At 63.1% G+C, this 18,301-nt stretch carries 15 protein-coding genes and 1 pseudogene; 7 read left to right on the plus strand and 9 right to left on the minus strand.

The genetic code is table 11. From position 1 onward, the window contains the following. Nucleotides 1-10: 10 nt before the first annotated feature. The 5 genes and pseudogenes from AC1DK4_RS10265 to AC1DK4_RS10285 form a co-directional block, all read right to left on the minus strand. Nucleotides 11-1,351, minus strand: coding sequence for a DUF1214 domain-containing protein (locus AC1DK4_RS10265; RefSeq protein WP_441614017.1), 1,341 nt, complete (start codon nt 1,349-1,351; stop codon nt 11-13). A 12-nt stretch (nt 1,352-1,363) separates the two neighbouring features. After that, nucleotides 1,364-1,950 (minus strand): annotated as a pseudogene (locus AC1DK4_RS10270) (SDR family NAD(P)-dependent oxidoreductase). A 33-nt stretch (nt 1,951-1,983) separates the two neighbouring features. Then, nucleotides 1,984-2,781 carry an SDR family NAD(P)-dependent oxidoreductase gene (locus AC1DK4_RS10275; RefSeq protein ID WP_477131505.1) on the minus strand — a complete coding sequence of 266 codons (798 nt, stop codon included), beginning with the start codon at nt 2,779-2,781 and terminating at the stop codon, nt 1,984-1,986. After that, the gene (locus tag AC1DK4_RS10280) at nt 2,741-3,718 is read right to left on the minus strand and encodes an alpha/beta hydrolase (RefSeq protein ID WP_441614020.1); all 978 of its coding nucleotides are present in this window, start codon (nt 3,716-3,718) and stop codon (nt 2,741-2,743) included. The genes AC1DK4_RS10275 and AC1DK4_RS10280 overlap by 41 nt, the downstream gene beginning before the upstream one ends. Nucleotides 3,719-3,783: 65 nt before the next feature. After that, nucleotides 3,784-5,376, minus strand: a complete 1,593-nt coding sequence (locus tag AC1DK4_RS10285) for a flavin-containing monooxygenase (protein WP_441614021.1) — start codon at nt 5,374-5,376, stop codon at nt 3,784-3,786. A 225-nt stretch (nt 5,377-5,601) separates the two neighbouring features. Here AC1DK4_RS10285 and AC1DK4_RS10290 point away from each other — a divergent pair, with 225 nt between their 5' ends. Both AC1DK4_RS10290 and AC1DK4_RS10295 read left to right on the plus strand, forming a co-directional pair. Then, a complete protein-coding gene (locus AC1DK4_RS10290; protein WP_441614022.1) occupies nt 5,602-6,573 on the plus strand; it encodes a LysR family transcriptional regulator in 972 nt (323 codons plus the stop codon). 179 nt (nt 6,574-6,752) lie between these two features. Next, on the plus strand, nt 6,753-8,453 hold the full coding sequence (locus tag AC1DK4_RS10295) for a GMC family oxidoreductase (protein ID WP_441614023.1): 1,701 nt from the start codon (nt 6,753-6,755) through the stop codon (nt 8,451-8,453). 228 nt (nt 8,454-8,681) lie between these two features. On the opposite strand, the gene AC1DK4_RS10300 is transcribed toward AC1DK4_RS10295, so the two are convergent. After that, nucleotides 8,682-10,262 (minus strand): isocitrate lyase, encoded by a 1,581-nt coding sequence (locus AC1DK4_RS10300; protein ID WP_441614024.1) that lies wholly within the window; start codon nt 10,260-10,262, stop codon nt 8,682-8,684. A gap of 520 nt (nt 10,263-10,782) precedes the next feature. Continuing rightward, nucleotides 10,783-11,697 carry a sterol desaturase family protein gene (locus tag AC1DK4_RS10305; protein WP_441614025.1) on the minus strand — a complete coding sequence of 305 codons (915 nt, stop codon included), beginning with the start codon at nt 11,695-11,697 and terminating at the stop codon, nt 10,783-10,785. Between the two features lie 307 nt (nt 11,698-12,004). Here AC1DK4_RS10305 and AC1DK4_RS10310 point away from each other — a divergent pair, with 307 nt between their 5' ends. Both AC1DK4_RS10310 and AC1DK4_RS10315 read left to right on the plus strand, forming a co-directional pair. Beyond that, the gene (locus tag AC1DK4_RS10310; protein WP_441614026.1) at nt 12,005-12,304 is read left to right on the plus strand and encodes a hypothetical protein; all 300 of its coding nucleotides are present in this window, start codon (nt 12,005-12,007) and stop codon (nt 12,302-12,304) included. Nucleotides 12,305-12,473: 169 nt separating this feature from the next. Beyond that, entirely contained in the window at nt 12,474-13,238 is a 765-nt protein-coding gene (locus AC1DK4_RS10315; protein WP_441614027.1) for a DUF4410 domain-containing protein, read from the plus strand. A 137-nt stretch (nt 13,239-13,375) separates the two neighbouring features. On the opposite strand, the gene AC1DK4_RS10320 is transcribed toward AC1DK4_RS10315, so the two are convergent. Next, entirely contained in the window at nt 13,376-13,810 is a 435-nt protein-coding gene (locus tag AC1DK4_RS10320) for an SgcJ/EcaC family oxidoreductase (protein WP_441614028.1), read from the minus strand. Nucleotides 13,811-14,084: 274 nt separating this feature from the next. Between AC1DK4_RS10320 and AC1DK4_RS10325 the strand changes: the two genes are divergently transcribed. Further along, nucleotides 14,085-14,942: a hypothetical protein gene (locus tag AC1DK4_RS10325; RefSeq protein ID WP_441614029.1), complete on the plus strand. Its 858-nt coding sequence runs from the start codon at nt 14,085-14,087 to the stop codon at nt 14,940-14,942. 317 nt (nt 14,943-15,259) lie between these two features. On the opposite strand, the gene AC1DK4_RS10330 is transcribed toward AC1DK4_RS10325, so the two are convergent. Further along, a complete protein-coding gene (locus tag AC1DK4_RS10330) occupies nt 15,260-15,892 on the minus strand; it encodes a CGNR zinc finger domain-containing protein (RefSeq protein WP_441614030.1) in 633 nt (210 codons plus the stop codon). A gap of 466 nt (nt 15,893-16,358) precedes the next feature. Here AC1DK4_RS10330 and AC1DK4_RS10335 point away from each other — a divergent pair, with 466 nt between their 5' ends. Both AC1DK4_RS10335 and AC1DK4_RS10340 read left to right on the plus strand, forming a co-directional pair. Next, the gene (locus AC1DK4_RS10335; RefSeq protein WP_441614031.1) at nt 16,359-17,213 is read left to right on the plus strand and encodes an alpha/beta fold hydrolase; all 855 of its coding nucleotides are present in this window, start codon (nt 16,359-16,361) and stop codon (nt 17,211-17,213) included. Nucleotides 17,214-17,290: 77 nt separating this feature from the next. After that, on the plus strand, nt 17,291-18,262 hold the full coding sequence (locus AC1DK4_RS10340; protein ID WP_441614032.1) for a zinc-binding alcohol dehydrogenase family protein: 972 nt from the start codon (nt 17,291-17,293) through the stop codon (nt 18,260-18,262). Nucleotides 18,263-18,301 lie beyond the last annotated feature (39 nt).

Below are 18,301 nucleotides of genomic sequence, written 5' to 3' on the forward strand. Positions count from 1 at the left end.
CCGCAACGGCTCATTGCCGCCTGACCAGCGGCGCAGGGAAGGTCGCCCCATTCGCTATGTCGGCGTCCGCGCCGTAGTAGCGCAAGGTCAGGTTGTAGCGGCTGCCGGGAGGCGTGGGCAGCCAGTTCGAGCGGGGCGTTCCGGCCGGCAGCTCGGGTGCATAGACGATCGTCAGCGAGCCGTCGGGGTTGTACTGCAGCGCGGACTCCTTGTTGAGCAGATACCTGTCGAGCGGATTGGGAATGACCTTGTAGTCGTGTGCATCGACGGCGGTCACCGACCAGAAGTACCGGGCGTGCTGCGCCGGCAGTTGCCCGGCGGTGAAGGTCTGCGAATAGGTCGCCCCGCCTTCCAGGTCGCGATGGCCGAAGTAGGTCACCTCATCGCTGTTGTTGGCCCAGATGCCTGCCAGGCTGACCGCGGTACGCATCTTGTAGTCGTTGCCGTAGTTACCGGTGACCGCCGCCCGGACCCAGCCATTCCGGGTCGTCCCCAGGTTCCGGACCTGCGACTGAAGCGCCGGCCATGCCTGCCCACGGATCACCCGGTCGAGCCTTGCCCGCGCGTCCGGGCCGGACCTTGCGAGCACTGAGACCGACGCCACTTCGCTACGGATCGTCGACATGCCCGGGTTGATGTCCGGCTCACCATCCAGGATGGCGTCGGCCCAGTCGAACGCTTCCGCGCCCGGCATCGCCTTGTTGGTAAAGACCGGCACCTGGATGGGGGGCCCGATGCGCGGCTCGACCAGGGGAGTCAGCTTGAATCCGCGCTGGAGACGCGCCGCTTCGGCGGCGTCCGCGCCCAGCTCGACTCTCGCCAGGACCCTGAAGGTCTTGCCCGGCAGATCGATGCGCCTGATGCCCGCCGGCAGGCTGACCTTAGCGCCTTTGAGGCAGAGCGCATAGGTGCCGTCGGGCTGGGCCGGATAGGTGCGCTCGTTGATATTGAGAACCGTCTCCCCCCAGCCATTGAGCATCTGCCATGTGTAATAGCGCCCGGCGATCTTCGGAATGTCGAGTTGCACGCAGGATGTCTCGTCGACGGCAACCCACGCTTCGGAATACGCCACGTCCAGGTTCGGATTCGCCCAGGCGACCGCGCCCGGCGCGCGATGGACCACCTGGTTCCAGCGCAGTCCCTCGCGCTCGAAGTCCTGGCGCTCCTGCCGCAATATCAGCAGCCGGCCCAGCAGGTAGAGATAGGCATCGCTGATCTGCTGGTCCGTCGGCACCGTGGCCGGGATCACCAGTGACTGGCCGTGACTGCCATCCTGGACGGGCGGCGCCGTGCAGGCGGCGAGGAGGACAACAGCGGCGCCAACGGCGGCGGCAACGCGCAATTCAGGCATCCGGCGTCTCCATCATTGTGCGCAATAGCCGCCGTCCACCAGCAGGCTCGTTCCCACCACGAACGAGGCATCGTCGCTGGCCAGAAACAACACTGCCTTCGCGACTTCCCCGGCCTGTCCCAGCCGGCCGATCGGATGCGCCGCCACGAGCCGCGCGCGGAGCTCTCCAGTCGCGCGGTCGATGAGCGGCGTCTCCACGAAACCCGGACATACGGCATTGACGCGTATCCCGTGCTTCGCATACGCGACGCCGAGCGAGCGCGTCAGTCCATCATCTGCTGCCATTGCTCGATGCCGACGTCCTCGATCGGCGACGAAGGATGCGCGATGCCCGCATTGGCGACCATGATGTCGAGGCGCCCGAAGCGGGACACCACCTGGTCGATCACCTTGCGCACGTCGTCCTCCCGCGAGACGTCGATCTCGCAATCATGCGCGTCGTACCCGTTCTCGACCAGTTCACGTGCGAGCGTCTTCCCGAGCGCCGAGCGGTCCGCGATGAGCACGCGGGCGCCCTCCGCGGCGAAGAGCCGTACCGTCGCCTCGCCAATGCCGCTGGCGCCGCCCGTGACGATGGCGACCTTGTCCTTGAGTTTCATGCCGATTCTCCGCTATCCGGTAAATGCAGGCGGCTACGCCGCCGTGAAGCCGCCGTCGAGTACCAGCTCGGCGCCGTTCATATACGACGACTCATCCGAGGCGAGGAACAGGACGAGGCTGCTGACGTCGCCGACGGTGCCAAGCCGGCCCATCGGCGACGCGGCGTGGCCGAGCGCCTGCTTGCCGTGTCCCGTGGCGCCCGATGCGTAGTCTGCCATGGCGGTATCCACCAATCCCGGATGGATCGAATTGACCCTTACGCCCCGGGCGGCATACTCCATGGCGGCACCCTTGGTCATGGCGCGCACGGCGCCCTTGCTGGCGCTGTACATCGTTGACCGCGCCGAGCCGACCAGCCCGGCGACGGAAGACGCGTTGATGACCGAGCCCCTGCCGGCGCGGGCCATCAGCGGCATGACGTGCTTCATGCCGAGGAACACGCCAGTGACGTTGATTGACATCAGCCGCTCCCACTCGCCGAGCGTGGTGTCGGCCAGGGGCTTGAGGACGAAGATGCCCGCATTGTTGAAGAGCACGTCCACGGTGCCGAATGCCTCGACAGCGGCGCCCGCCACGTCCGTCCATTGCGACTCACTGCTGACATCGTGACACAGCGCGACGGCGCGGCCGCCGGCTGCCGTGATCGCGGCGGCAACTTCGCCCGCCCCGTCGCGGTCGATGTCGGTGACCACGACGCTCGCGCCTTCCTGTGCGAAGCGAAGCGCCGTCGCGCGTCCGATGCCTGCCGCGGCGCCCGTGATAATCGCTACCTTTCCGTCCAGTCGCATATCAAGCGTTCTCGTCCGTTGTTGTGGGGTTCGCCATGCCATGCAGGCGAACGCCGTTCAGGAACGCGGCACCGAGTGCCGCTGCCGCGTCGTCCAGCGCCTGCCGGCCCTTGTCGAGCGCGCCGGGCATCCAGCAGAAGCCGTGGATGGTCCCGTCATACCGCCTGCATTCGACCGGGGTGCCGGCTGCCGCCAGGCGGTGTGCATAGGCCTCGCCCTCGTCACGCAGCGGATCGAATTCCGCCGTGACCACGAAGGCGGGTGGCAAGCCGCGATGGTCGGCCGCCCGCATGGGCGAGGCATAGGGATGCATCCGGTCCGCGTCGCCCATGTAGTGGTTCCAGAACCAGGTCATGCTCTCGCGCGTGAGCAGGTAGCCGTCCGCGTTGTCCCGGTATGACGCGGTATCCAGCGCGCCATCGGTCACCGGATAGAGCAGCAACTGGAAACAGGGCTGCGGCCCGCCGCGGTCACGCGCCATCAGGGCCACGACTGCCGCGAGGTTGCCCCCCGCGCTGTCGCCACCAACCGCGATGCGCGAGGGATCGGCGTGCTGCTCGCGCGCATTTCCTGCGAGCCAGCGGAACGCGGCATAGGCGTCCTCGGTGGCGGCCGGAAACCGGTGCTCCGGCGCGAGCCGGTAGTCGACCGACACCACCACGCACCCCGCGCGGCTGGCAAAGCGACGGCACGGCACGTCGACCGTGTCGAGATCGCCCACGACCCAGCCGCCACCGTGGAAGTACACCAGCGCCGGAAAAGGACCGTCCCCATGCGGCGTGTAGATGCGAACCCGGATGTCGCCCGCGGGACCGGCGATCATGGCGTCCTCCACGCGCGCGACCGCTTCCGCCTGGCCGGCCAGCGGGCGAAAGTCGAAGGACTGCCGGGCCTGCTCCGGGGTGCACGTGTGCAACGGCGGCCTGCCTGCCGCCGCGATCATGTCAAGGATGTAGCGGGCCTGCTCGTCGAGTGCCATGTTTGTCTGTCTCCGGATGACTYGTCTTGCCGGCTGTCTGGTCCACCGGCTTCTATGGGAAGCGCTCAGGCTTGCTGGAAGTCGTCGTAGCCGTTCGCCGCGACGCGGTCGCAGATCTCCCGATAGACGCTGATGCCTGCCAGGTAGATGGGAAAGCTCATCTTCTTGCCTTCGACGTTCGAGCCGTTGTACCAGGAGTCGCCCTTCGGGAAGAGCGTTGCATCCGCGACTTCATGGCAATGCCGGCTCCAGGCTTCTTCGGCTTGCGGCTTCGCCTCGATGACGGCGATCCGGTTCACTTCCATATGGCGGATGCAGGCATCGATCCACTCGACGTGCTGTTCGATCGACCAGACCATGTTGGACAGCACCGACGGACTTTCCGGCCCGGTGATCATGAACATGTTGGGAAAGCCGGCGGTGGCCAGGCCCAGGTAGGTCCGGATGCGTTCGCCGTTGCTCCACTTGTCGCGCAGGCTGACGCCGTCCTTGCCGCGGATGTCGATCCGGAACAGCGCCCCGGTCATGGCGTCGTAGCCGGTGGCGAAGATGATCGCATCGAGCGGATAGTCTGCGTCGCGGGTGCGCAGGCCGGTGGGGGTGATCTTCACAATGGGGTCGGCCTTGACGTCGACCAGCGTCACGTTGTCGCGATTGTAGGTCTCGAAGTACCCGGTATCCATGACGGGGCGTTTCACGCCATACAGGTACGTCGGCGCGAGCTTTGCGGCGATCTCAGGGTCCTTCACGATCTCGCGGATCTTGCCACGGATGAACTCGCCCACGGTTTCGTTGGCGCGCGGATCGGTGACGAGGTCCTTGTACAGGCCATGCATCCATCCGCCTTCGTTCCACGCCTGCTCGTAGCGATTCCTCCGCTGCGCTTCGGTATCCTCGAATGCGCGGCGATCGCCGCGCGGGCGCGTCGTTGTGCCTCCCCAGGACTTCAGGACCTGTTCCCTGATGGCCGGATAGTTCGCCTTGATCTCCTCGACATACTGACGGTCGTAAGGGCGATTGGCGGCGGGCGTGCTGTATTGCGCCGTGCGCTGGAACACGTAAAGATGCGCCGCCTGGCGGGCGACCTGCGGAATCGCCTGCACGCCGCTCGATCCGGTGCCGATCACGCCGACCCGCCTGCCTTCGAAGCTTACCGGCTCGTGCGGCCATGTTCCCGTGTGATACTGCTCGCCGCCAAAGTTGTCGAGTCCCTCGAAGCGGGGCGTGCTCGACGTCGACAGGCAGCCCACGCCGGAAATGAAGTACTTGGCCATGGCCACGCGGCCATCGTTGGTCTCCACGCGCCATTTGCCGGCCGCTTCGACGTAATGCGCCGAGACGACGCGCGTGTCGAACCGGATGTCGCGGCGCAGGTCGAACCGGTCCGCCACGTGATTCAGGTAGGCGAGGATCTCGGGTTGCTCCGCATAGCGGCTCGTCCAGGTCCACTCCTGGAGCAGTTCCTTCGAGAAGGTGAAGTTGTAATAGACGCTTTCGACATCGCACCGCGCGCCTGGATAGCGGTTCCAGTACCAGACGCCGCCCACGTTGTCGCCGACCTCGTACACGCGGGCCGACAAGCCTGCCTCGCGCAGGCGGTGCAGCATGTACAGGCCGGAAAATCCGGCGCCCACCACGATGGCATCGTAGTTGTCCATTCCTCTGTCTCCTTCATTCTTTTCGACCGGATCCCAACGCGGGTCCTGGCACGCCGTTCAGTTTTTCTATGCTCGCATCCGCGTGTCGGGCCTGTCCAATTCAACTTTTTCCGTCGCATTCCCGCCAGGCATACCTGACAGATCCCGGCCCCGGAGACGCACCGCCACCGTCCGTGGCAGAATCACCCCCCACCGATAGCCGCGCAACACGTGGGAGTGACAGGAATGGATGCTCGTCTGAAACAGGCCGTCGCCGTGGGCAGGTTCGGCTCCTTCTCGAAGGCGGCGGAAGCAGCAAATGTGACCCAGTCGGCGGTCACCAAGAGCGTTGCCGACCTGGAACGGCGTATCGGTTTCCCGATTTTCCTGCGCACCTCGCGGGGCGTGGTGCCGACCAGCGAAGGACGCGCCTTTCTCGAGCAGGCTTCGCGCCTCCTGGCTGATGCCGACGAGTTGTTGAGCGGAACGAGTCGCACCGATCCGTTCAGCGGCAGCCTGCGCATCGGGATTTTCCCGACAACGTTCGAGTGGATGCTTGCCAGGCCGCTCGAAGTCCTGGTGCAGCGTCATCCGCGGCTCCTGCTGGACATCACGTCAGGAACGAAGGAACGTGGCGTGCAACTGCTCGACCAGGGCGATATCGATGTCGCCATCGGTCTCGAATCCACGTTCTCGGACAAGGCGCGCTTCCGGCTCGAGTACATCGCCACCCTTTCCGCCGCGATTTTCGTCAGGCGCGGTCACCCGCTGCTCGGCATCAGCGCGCCAGTCGCGGGGGATGTCGCTCGTTACGACATGGTGCTGCCCAGCCCGATATGGGACTTGTCGCTCTATCCCACGGTCAGCAAGATCTACGGACACGCGGAGCCAAGCCGCGTCCACAGGATCGAGAATTTCTCGCTGCAATGCAAAGTCATCGAGAACACCGACGCCTTCGGCTTTGTCGATCTCGAACTCACGGCGACGGATTACTTCCTGTCACGCTTCGCCGTCGTGGAGGCCATCGAAGCCCCCACCACCGCGCGCATCGTCTGTGCGGTGCGCCAGCAATGGACCCCCAAGGCCGGCGTGAATGCCCTGATTGCGATCCTGCAGCAGGTGCATGCCGACGGCATGCTGAATAGCGATATCCAAAGCCGGCTGTTCGGACATGAATGTGCGGCACTGCCATCGGAAGGAACGACGCGTCGATTGTGATCGGGACGTCGTGTTCTCGTCCCGCGCCTCTGCATAAGGCTTCTACATAAGTCCTCTGCATAAGAATCGGATAAGTTCCGGCCCACCCATGGTTTGTCCTAGCCACCCGCGCTGCCTGTTGCCTGCGCGGCGGCGAATCACGCAGAATGGCCGTCGCTACGAGTTCAGGACGCAGACACATGCAACAGCAATACGACTTCATCGTCATCGGGGCCGGCTCGGCCGGTTGTGCAGTGGCCGCACGCCTGGCTGACAGCAATGCCGGTACCGTGGCCCTGCTGGAAGCTGGCGGGCACGACTTCAGCCCGGCCATCACGATTCCCATCGGCATCGCGTCGACGGTGCCGAAGGCAGGGCCGTACAACTACGGCTATGCCACCGAGCCGCAGCCGGCGCTCGACGGCCGCATCGGCTACCAGCCACGCGGCCGGGGGCTGGGCGGCAGTTCGTCGATCAACGGCATGATCTACATCCGCGGCACGCCGTCGGACTATGAGCGCTGGGCCGCGGCCGGATGCGACGGCTGGGGCTGGAACGACGTGCTGCCGTATTTCAAGCGGTCGGAACGCAACGAACGTCTGGGCGGAAAGGCCGAGGACGCGTGGCACGGCGGACAGGGGCCGCTCGACGTGGTGGATACGCGCTCGACCAACCCGTTCGACCGCCGGTTCCTGCAAGCGGCCCAATGTGCCGGACTGCGCCACAACCACGATTTCAATGGCGCCGACCAGGAAGGGGTGGGCTTCTACCAGCGCACCCAGCGCGATGGCGAGCGATGGAATGCCGCGCGGGCGTACCTGCACCAGGGCAAGCGCGAGTCGATCAATGGCGGCCGTCACAACCTCGACGTGCTGACCGGCTCGCAGGCGCTGCGCATCGTCTTCGAGGGCAAGCGCGCGGTCGGGGTGGTGATCGAGCGCGATGGCCAGCAGCTCACGCTGCATGCGCGGCGCGAAATCATCCTCAGTGGCGGGACGTTCGGCTCGCCCCAGTTGCTGATGGCTTCGGGCGTGGGACCGGCCGCGCACCTGAAGGCGCACGGCATTCCCGTCGTGCACGACGCCCCGGACGTGGGCCGGAACCTGCAGGAACACCCGAACCTGAAATTGCAGCAGCGCGTGGCCAGCACCGACCTGTACGCCTTCAGCGTGCGCGGCGCGATCCGCTTATACGGCGAATGGCGGCGCTACAGGCGCGACCGCTTCGGCATGTTCGCTTCGAACATTGCCGAGACCGGCGGCTTCGTGAAGACTGACCCCTCGCTGGCGGAGCCCGACGTGCAACTGCATTTCTCCACCGCGCTCGGCGACCCCGCGGCTCGCAGCGCGCACGGCTATAGCCTGCACGTCTGCGTGCTGCGGCCGTACAGCCGGGGGCAGGTACTGCTGGCATCCGCCGACGCGCGCTTGGCGCCCCGCATCGACCAGAACCTGCTGGCCGATCCGCGTGACATGGACACCATGCTCGCTGGGCTGGGCATCGTCCGGCGCATCCTTGACCAGCCGCCGCTGGCGCGCCTCGAACCGCAGCCGCACAACTACGGCGGACTACGGTTCGACGGCAGCGATGACGAGGCGGCGCGCGCCTTCATCCGCGCGAAGACCGACGTCATCTTCCATCCGGTCGGCACATGCCGCATGGGCGGCGACAGCGCCTCCGTGGTCGACCCGCAACTGCGCGTGCGCGGGGTGGAAGGCCTTCGCGTGGCGGATGCCTCGATCATGCCGACGCTGATCGGCGGCAACACCAATGCGACCGCCATCATGATCGGGGAGAAGGCGGCGGACCTCGTGTGCGGCATCGAGCGGGCGGGAGCAGGGAGCGTGGAGGCGCCCCGTGCCGCGGCCATCCAGCCGTCCGTCGCCGTGGCGCAAGTCTAGGCGCCAGGCAAGGCGCGTTCGCCGTGTGCTTTCAGCATGGCGCGGAGAGGGGTTCCCCCTCATGTCGGGTGACAGCTTGCGGGGCAGTTCGGTCATATCGCGTCTCGGATCGAAAGACTCAACTGGCCGGGAAACGTTCGATGAGGACCCCTGCGAGCCATGTCGCCGGACAAAAAAAAGCGCCAACCCGTTTTGGGTTGGCGCTTTGTTTGAGGCGTACTACTGGTATCAGAACTGGTTCATCGTGTTGTCTTTACCTGCCGCCTTCAGGGCTGCATCGCCGCTGAAATACTCCTTGTGGTCGTCGCCGATGTCCGAGCCGGACATGTTCTGGTGCTTGACGCAGGCGATGCCCTGACGGATTTCCTTGCGCTGCACGCCGGCCACATAACCCAGCATGCCCTGGTCGCCGAAGTATTCCTTGGCCAGGTTGTCGGTCGACAGTGCGGCGGTGTGGTAGGTCGGCAGCGTGATCAGATGGTGGAAGATACCTGCTTCGCGCGACGCGTCGGCCTGGAAGGTCCGGATCTTTTCGTCGGCGAGCTTCGCCAGTTCGGTCTGGTCGTATTCCACGCTCATCAGCTGGGTGCGCTCGTATGCCGACACATCCTTGCCCGCGGCCTTCATCGCGTCATACACCTGCTGGCGGAAATTCAGGGTCCAGTTGAACGACGGGCTGTTGTTGTACACCAGCTTGGCGTTCGGGATGACCTTGCGAATCTCGCTGACCATGCCGCCGATCTGGGCGATATGCGGCTTTTCGGTCTCGATCCACAGCAGGTCAGCGCCGTTTTGCAGTGCGGTGACGCTATCCAGTACGCAGCGCGCTTCGCCCGTGCCGGCGCGGAACTGGAACAGGTTGCTGGGCAGGCGCTTGGGGCGCAGCAGCTTGCCGTCGCGCTTGATGATGACGTCACCATTGCCCAGTGCGTCGGCCGACAATTCCTCGCAATCGAGGAAGGAATTGTATTGGTCGCCCAGGTCGCCCGGCGTGTTGGTCACGGCGATCTGCTTGGTCAGGCCGGCACCCAGCGAGTCGGTACGGGCCACGATGATGCCGTCGTCCACGCCCAGTTCCAGGAAGGCATAGCGGATGGCGCGGATCTTGGCCAGGAAGTCCTCGTGCGGCACGGTGACCTTGCCATCCTGGTGGCCGCACTGCTTCTCGTCGGACACCTGGTTTTCGATCTGAATGCAGCATGCGCCCGCTTCGATGAACTGCTTGGCCAGCAGGTACGTTGCTTCGGCGTTGCCGAAACCCGCGTCGATGTCCGCGATGATGGGCACGACGTGGGTAACGTGGTTGTCGATCTTTTCCTGGATGGCGGCCTTGGCAGGGCCTTGGGCAGCATCCAGTTCGCGGAACAGGCCGCCCAGTTCACGGGCGTCGGCCTGGCGCAGGAAGGTGTACAGCTCGCGGATCAGCGCGCTGACGGAGGTTTTTTCGTGCATCGACTGGTCCGGCAGCGGGCCGAACTCGGAGCGCAGCGCGGCCACCATCCAGCCGGACAGGTAAAGGTAGCGGCGCTCGGTGCTGTTGAAGTGCTTCTTGATGGAGATCATCTTCTGCTGGCCGATGAAGCCGTGCCAGCAACCCAGCGACTGGGTGTACTTGGCCGGGTCTGCATCGTAGGCGGCCATGTCGGCACGCATGATCTTGGCGGTGTACTTGGCGATGTCCAGGCCCGTCTTGAACTTGTTCTGGGCACGCATGCGGGCGGCATACTCAGGGTTGATGGCATTCCATGCGCTGCCGTTGTTCTCTTTCAAACCGGCGACTGCCTTGATGTCGTCTTGATACTGGGCCATGGGAAATTCCTAAGAAGAAAGCGCGTTTGAAGAAAGGGTTGCGTGTGTTGCTACGGGTGTCGAAGCAATCAGCGTGGAATCATTGTATGGCGCTTCTGGTGCATCGCGGCGAAGTCTTATATAAGACATAAGAGTTGGTTTGTCCTTATTTTTCAATGACTTAGGCTTTGAATTTCGCAATGTGGAACGCGTTTTCGGGGAACGGAACGATGGCGTTGGGGAAGTTCGGAGCAAATTCCGCAATGTGAAACCCGCTTTCAGTTGTCGGAGGTGACGGCAGGCACGGATGTTCGGGCAACGATAGCTGGGGGATTTGTAGACGTCTGTCGAACGAACAGTGTCATGAGCCGGCGCAGGAACGCGTGGCTGTCTTCGTGTCCGCTGCGGTCGTTCGATCACGAGCGAGGATCGTCGCAAACTGGCCGGCCTCGGCCGCCGGATCACCGGCCTTCCCTGAAATCGGCGATAAACCAAGAAAATCGGGCAGCGCATGCTGCCCGTGTCTCCATCGCCCTTCCTGTTATCTGGCGCTCACCGCCACCGCATGTTCAACGGTTTGCTGCTGACGCAGTTCCTCTGTCGTCGTGCCCCTGCCATCCGGTGCCCAGCCCGGGGGCATGGCCAGGTAGCCAATCGCGTTCAGCACGTTGCCCGATTTCATCATGTCCTGGCCCAGGCTGACCCAGTGCTCGAACTGGTTGACGAGCGGATTGTGCGTGGTGGTCGGATGGACCAGGCCGAAGCGGCACGGTTCGTCTTCACGTTCTTCCACATAGGTGCCAAACAGCCGGTCGAAGATGATCAGCACGCCGCCGTAGTTGGCATCGAGGTAGTCCACGTTCGAGGCATGGTGCACGCGGTGTGCCGACGGGGTGTTGAACACGTATTCGAGCCAGCCAAGTTTGGGGATCCAGGTGGTGTGCAGCCAGAATTGGTACAGCAGGTTCAGGCTCAGCGTGGCCAGCACCACTTCCGGACGCACACCCAGGAACACCAGCGGTGCGAAGAAGATGGCGGTGCCCGTGATCTTGCCGGTCCAGCCCAGGCGGTAGGCGGTGCCCAGCGTCAGCTCATTGGGCGAGTGATGCACGGCGTGGGTGGCCCAGAAGAAGCGGATACGGTGCGAGGCGCGGTGGTACCAGTAGTAGCAGAACTCCTGGGCGATGAAGAGCAGCAGCACCGCGAGCACGCCGTTGATCTGGATCGTGAAGATGCGGTGGTCCCAGGCAAACGCGAAGATCGGCGTGGCCAGCGAGAGCGGCAGCAGTGCCGTCAGCTTGCGGCCGGCCATGTCGGCCAGCGACAGGCCCATTTCGTGCCAGGGGTAGTCCTTGCCTCCCTGACGCGCCTTGCGTGCCAGGAAGAAGGCTTCTACCAGTGAGGCGGCCACGACGATGACCGTGGCGAAGAGCGCTATCTTGTGGAGGTTTTCCATGATCGTCCTGTGTGTTGAGCGGTGACGTTGCTGCGTCGGTGAGCCAACTGTAGGAGTCGGTCGGGGAGGGCGCCATGCGGCAATTATGTCGGCCCATGTCATGGGTCGTGGAACCATGGCGGGTGCAGGACAGACGCCAATGTCCATCGCATCCGGCCGTGAATCCGCGCGGCTGTTCGACGCCGCGATCGTGTAACGCCGTGACATGTTTTCCACCGCGAGATTCACAAGTCCCCGACCTATAGTTCGGTCCGTCGCCGCGCCGCACCGGCTGGCTGAAACCGAAACTGAAACTGAAGGACTTGTGATGACCTCGCGCTTCTCTCGAATCTCCCGCTTCCTTGGCACCGTTGCCGGCACCGTGATGCTGTTGGCCAGCGGCCAGGCGTCTGCCTCGACCGTGGTGGTCGCTCCGGCTCCCGTTCATGTCGCCCGGGCGACGGTTGCGGTGACGACCGCGCCGACAGTGGTCGTGAAGCCAGTAGTGGTTATCAAGCCTGCACCGAAGGTGGTGTACGTGGCCGTAGCGCCGCTGCCGGCGGTGGTCGTGAAGGCCAGCCGGCGTACCGTCTACGTCGCTTCTCGTCCCATCTACGTTGTGCGCTGAGACCGCGAGGTCACAGCATTGGCGCCGTGTGAGCGTTCATGTCCGACCTCGCAACCCGCGCCGAAGGCCGTGACATCGGACGAAATAATTCCTGCCTGGCTTACGACGCCGCCGTTTTCCATACTCTGTTCACCGCGCCGCAGCGCATCGACAAACTGAAGGATTCAAGATGCCCACCACTCTCCAAACCACTGCCACCAAGATCAAGCGCCTGGCCATTGCCGCTCTCGCGACGGGCGCAATGCTGACGGCCGGCTACGCCAATGCCGGTGTCACCGACATCAGCCGTCCTGGCCTGCTGCAGACGGTGCAGGCCGATGTCATCTACGTGCATGCGTTTAGCGCCGATGCCGGTCAGGTACGACTTGACGGTGGCTTCATGCAGAAGGTGAAGACGATGGCCACAGGAAGCTCGGCTGCCGGCGAGCAATCGCAGGAGGCTTCCGAGGCACGCGAACAGGTGGCCAACGAGATTGTGCGCACGCTGCGTGGGCAGGGCCTGAACGCTGTGCGCTCGGACGCCCCTGCACCGGCCAATGCCAACGCGCTGATCGTGGAAGGCGACTTCCGCAAGATCGATGAAGGCACTAGCCGTCGTCGACTGCTGGTCGGCCTTGGCGCCGGCAAGAGCGAGGTCGGCGTGCAGGTGCGCATCTCTTACAAGCCGGCCAACGGCGCGCCGGTGCCGCTGCAGAGCTTTGTCGCCAATGCCGACAGTGGTCATATCCCGGGCATTGCCGAGACCGCTGGCGTGGGCGCCATAGCCGGACACGTGGCGGTCGCCGCTGCCGCAGGGACGGGCGTGCATGGCGTGTCCGAAATGAAGCATGACACCATCTACGCCGATGCCACGCGCCTGGGCGATTCAATTGGCAAACAAGTGGCGGCGGCAAGCAATGAGGAGAGGTGGATGGCGGTGCAACCGGCTATCTGATCGCAGACGGGCAGACGGGCCGGCGGCGGATGAATCGGTAGCTCGCCCCGGCCTTGTCCGGGGCGAGCTACTTCTTGGGCCTGATAGCCGGCAAGCGAGACAACCTCGTGCGTCGTGAAAGCAGCTTTGCGGCTCGATCAAGGACTCCGGTCGTCTCTCAAGACGGCTTCTCCCGTGCGCGGATTCGTCAGGGTGACATTCTCGAGCGCCTTGATTCGCCACTTGCCAACCTGTCGCGTCAGCACGGCAAGGATCAGCGTGTCGACAGCGTGCGGGCCCGCCGGATGAGCCGCACCGGCCGTGAGGCGGCTCCAGAAGTGAATGACCGCCGCATCGTCGCCGATGGGGATCACGTCGATCAGTTCGTTATCCAGCGTGGAATCGCTGTAGATAGTTGCGTGGATGGGCGCATGCAGCTTGATAATCGCCTCGACGCCGCGCACGTAGTGCCCGAACCGGTTCACAAATGTCGCATTCTCATGGAACAACGCGCCGAGGGACTGCATGTCGTGGCTGTTCCAAGCAGTCTGAAACGCGTGGGGCACGTCTTCGGGTTGACTCATTTGAATCATGTGGATTCTCGCAAGTGTCTAGGTCGGGACGCCCGACGTCCGCATCGGACGGTTGTTGTCGAGCGGTTGAATCCTCAGCCGAAAGATGCCCGCCATTGGTGAACGGCCGTGCCCGAGCCCATCTCGGACATCATCCAGCGCTTGCGAAACGGTCGCGCAGCCTGGCCCCGGAGCTACCCGCATCTTCCCCGCCGGACAGAAGGGGTGTCCGGATGGCTAGAGATTGACGAGGGGTTCATACTTGATCTGTCGCTTCAGCGCCAAGGGGGAAGAAATGGACCGCCGAGAATTCATCAGAGCCACTTTGGTACTGCTGCCATCGACGGCAAAGGGCGCCGACCAGATCGGCGAGACCCTCGATGGTACTTGGTTGGTTGTGGTCGAAGGAGAGAAAAGAGAGCGACTGCTTCGAATTGTGGACGCCTCTGCAGAGTCAGGGAAGATCCGGGTGGGTGATATCCGGTATGGCTGGATCGATGCTAAGACGCTGTCGCAGGTAACGGACTTTGACGCGCGATTCACCGGCGACAGATTGCAGATTTCATTTGTCACAAATGCCGGCTCTCGAATCGTAGTATCTCTGCGGTCAGGCGAAGAGAGCCTCGAAGGAACATTTGATGGCGCAAACGGAAAGCACGCCGCCATTCGGATGACTCGGCTCTCCACAGAAGAAGTCTCTGCGATAGCGTCCAACGTCGCGCCTAGTGTAGGTGGAGTAGGGCGCTATCCGTCGTCTGGTCCGCTGCATGTGGTGGCAGGGTCACGCATTAGTCTGGTCTACCTTGGAGCAAACAACTGCGTGGCATGCCGTGGCTACAAAGCCGAGTACTTTGGCTCTATGGACATAATGCGGAAGTCGCTGCCGGAATTCCACCAGATCGAGTACGTCGAGATCAGCCTCGGCGGGTTTAACTCTAACGTCCGGAGCAAGGATCTTCCTGAACATCTCGCTTGGGCCGCTGGAGACCGGCCTAACGGGAAACCCATTCTTCGCGCTCGCGGTACTCCGGCATTCTTTGCTGCGGTCGATAAGGAAATCTGGGCGCAAGGCCATGGTGTCGCGGGCCTCGAGAGCATCGTGATCCCACAAATCAGATTGGCGGTCGCGGAAAGATCTCGGCTGGCCCACTAGATTCGGCGCTTTGCATTTCGGCCGACGCGTCCACTGACTGCGCGTAGGGCGGTAGGCAGAAACTGTTTGGTAGCCGATGGCTTTGATGACTGGGCGCGCCGGCCCTTGAAAAGGCATCCGAAATCAGCGCTGTGATGTCGGCTGCCGGACACGCTTCCGCCAGTCCCTGAAGGACGCGTGAGCGGCCGCAACAGGCAGCCGAACTCGTTCAAGTAAGTCCTCGTTGTCTTCACCGAGTAACCGTTCAAACAGAAAATCGGTCACCTTGTGGCCGGATCGGGCCTGTCGGCCCAGCCCAGCCGAGGTCACCCATCACCTCAGCCGAGTGCCCGCTCCTTGAGCCGCTTCCGGTGAGCCGCAACCTTGGCCCGGTTGCCGCAGATCGCCATGCTGCACCATCTGCGGCCATGGCCCCGCGTGTGATCGGCAAACATCAGCGTGCACTGAGGACCCTCGCACGCTTTCACATGCAAGAAGTCTTCTTCACACACGAGTTTCGCGAGTATCTCGGCGATCGGCATCAGCAACGACTCCGGCGAGCGCCACCGTCGAGTCGCACGTAGTCCGAAGGCCGTTGGCGCACCTGGCGCGTTGGCGACGATCTCGGCATACCCTTCGTCCCGCTCAAGCAGGCGGTTTAGAGGTTCGAGTTCACGCAAATCCTCGGCGACCAGCGGTCGTCCCTTCGTACGCTGGACAAATCCCCTGAACCATTCCCGCAGACTTCGCGCCTGTGCCGCGACGCCATCGAGTTCGCCGGGCATCGACTCCGACCGTAGCGCGTCGAGCGTGCTGCGAGGCACCAAACCTGCCTGTTCTAGCCACGCAAGAAGGCCTTCCCCATCACCGATCCAGTCGACTTGCTCACTCGTCGGCGTGGCAACCGAGTTCAGGAAATCGAGGCCCTGCGCATCGGCCACGAATATTGCGGGAAGTCGTCGGTAGTCCATCTCAAGTGACCTGATGTGCAGTGTTGATGGAGGCCATGGTAACCCCTTAAAATCGTCTTGACAAGTTACACAACAAGAAACTAACCTACATGAACACAGCAGAACGGTTACTCGGGTTCGGAGCGTGTGCATTGCAAACGGCTGGAAGATTGAAAGGAGCGAGAAATGCCTCGTGGAGACGTGAAAGCGGCGCTAGGGGATGGCGCCTGGGCGGACGGAGCGAGTTGCAGGAAGGTGATTAGCGGTCTGGCGGAGCGAGGCGTCAATGCAAGGGCGGCATCCGTGCCGGTGATGTCGTCCGGCGAAGACATCGCCGTACTGGACAGAGCGCTGCAACGAATCGAACAACCGGTTGTGCTTGTCGGCGACGCCCAGCCTGGAAAGCGGCGGTCACTTCGCATGTTGGTTGCTGTTTCCAACGCGTGTTAACCACCGGTCACGTCATCAACTCACGAGAGAGAACCTCATGTCCGCTATTGCCTATCGCCACGCCGACGTCGACGGCTTCAATGTGTTTTATCGAGAAGCCGGTCGTGCCGGTGCCCAGAAAGTACTGCTCCTCCACGGCTTTCCAAGCTCGAGCCACATGTTTCGGGATTTGATTCCTCAACTGTCCGACCGCTTCCATCTGGTTGCGCCGGATCTACCTGGGTTTGGTCGTTCGGATATGCCGGCCCATGACACCTTCGCCTACACGTTCGACAACATCGCCGACGTGATCAGCCGCTTTACCGAAGTGATCGGGTTCGATCGCTTTGCCGTCTACGTATTCGACTACGGCGCGCCGACGGGCTTTCGGCTTGCGCTGAACCATCCGGAGCGGATCACCGCGATCATTTCCCAGAACGGCAATGCTTACGAAGAAGGACTCAGCGAAGGCTGGAATCCTATCCGGGCTTATTGGCGAGATCCTTCGCAGGGAAACCGTGAGGCACTGCGGGCCCTGTTGACTCCGGAAACGACACGCTGGCAGTACACACACGGGGTATCTGACACGGCTTCGGTATCGCCGGACGGGTATTCGCTGGATAACTTTTACTTGGGCCGTGCCGGCGCGGACGAGATTCAACTGGACCTGTTTGGCGACTACCAAAGCAATGTCGCGTTGTATCCCGCGTTTCAGCAGTATTTCAGAACGCACAAGCCTCCGTTCCTCGCCGTCTGGGGGAAAAATGATCCATTCTTCCTGCCTGCTGGCGCTACGGCATTCAAGCGTGACATCCCTGGCGCGGTGGTGCGCTTTCTCGATACGGGCCACTTCGCGCTCGAGACGCATGCGACAGAAATCGCCGCGGCCATGCGTGATTTTCTTGTTACCTGAAGTGTGGGTGTGTGTGGTCGATATGTAGCGACCAGACACGCCAATCAAATTGATTGTTCAACCAAAGGAGCAGCAATATGCGTGCAATCGTGATCGAGAAATTCGGCGGTCTGGATGGCCTTGTCTACACAGAGTTGCCTGAACCCGAACCGCTGGCGGGCCACGTGGTAATCGAAATCAAGGCATTTGGCATCAACCACGCAGAGATGCATATGCGGCGTGGCGAATGGGCCGAAGCCGCAAAGGTAAGCGGCATCGAATGCGTCGGGGTGGTGAAGTCGTGCCCTGGCGGCGAGTTCCCGGTTGGGGCGAAGGTTGCCGCGTTGATGGGAGGTCTAGGTCGAACCATCAACGGGAGCTATGCGGAATACACGCGCGCACCGGTGTCCAACGTCGCATTGATTGAGTCAGACCTGTCGTGGGCCGAACTGGCGGCCATCCCCGAAACCTATGCGACCGCATGGACCTGCCTGTTTCGCAATCTCGAGATCACGGAGGGACAGACGTTGGTCATCCGCGGTGCGACATCATCGTTTGGACAGGCGGCGGTGAAACTGGCGGTCAATGCCGGTGCGCGGGTCATCGCAACAACACGCAATCGCGAGCGCTTCGAGATGCTGGAGGGCCTGGGCGTGGCACGTGTCGAGCTCGAGGGACCGGACCTTTCGCAGCGAATTGCCGAGGCAAAGCAGGTTGACGCGGTACTCGACCTCGTCGGCAACAGCACCATTCTCGATTCGCTGGCGATGCTGCGACGGGGTGGCCGTGCCTGTCTTGCGGGCTGGTTGGGCGGCCTGGCTCCGATCGCGGACTTCAACCCACTCCTGCAAATGGCGAGCGGCGTGTATCTGACCTTTTTCGGTAGTTTCGTGTTCGGCACCCCGGGTTTTCCGCTGTCCGACGTACCGCTTCAGAAAATCGCAGAAGACGTGGCGGCTGGCCGTCTCAAGGTGACTCCGTCCCGGGTGTTCGGCTTTGATCAGATCCATGAGGCGCATCGGGTGATGGAAGCCAATGAAGCCGGCGGAAAGATGGTAGTCGTTCACTGAAGCAACATTGGCTTACCCAGACCGGGAGACATGAGATGT

The sequence above is a fragment of the Cupriavidus sp. 05N38 genome (assembly GCF_056397345.1).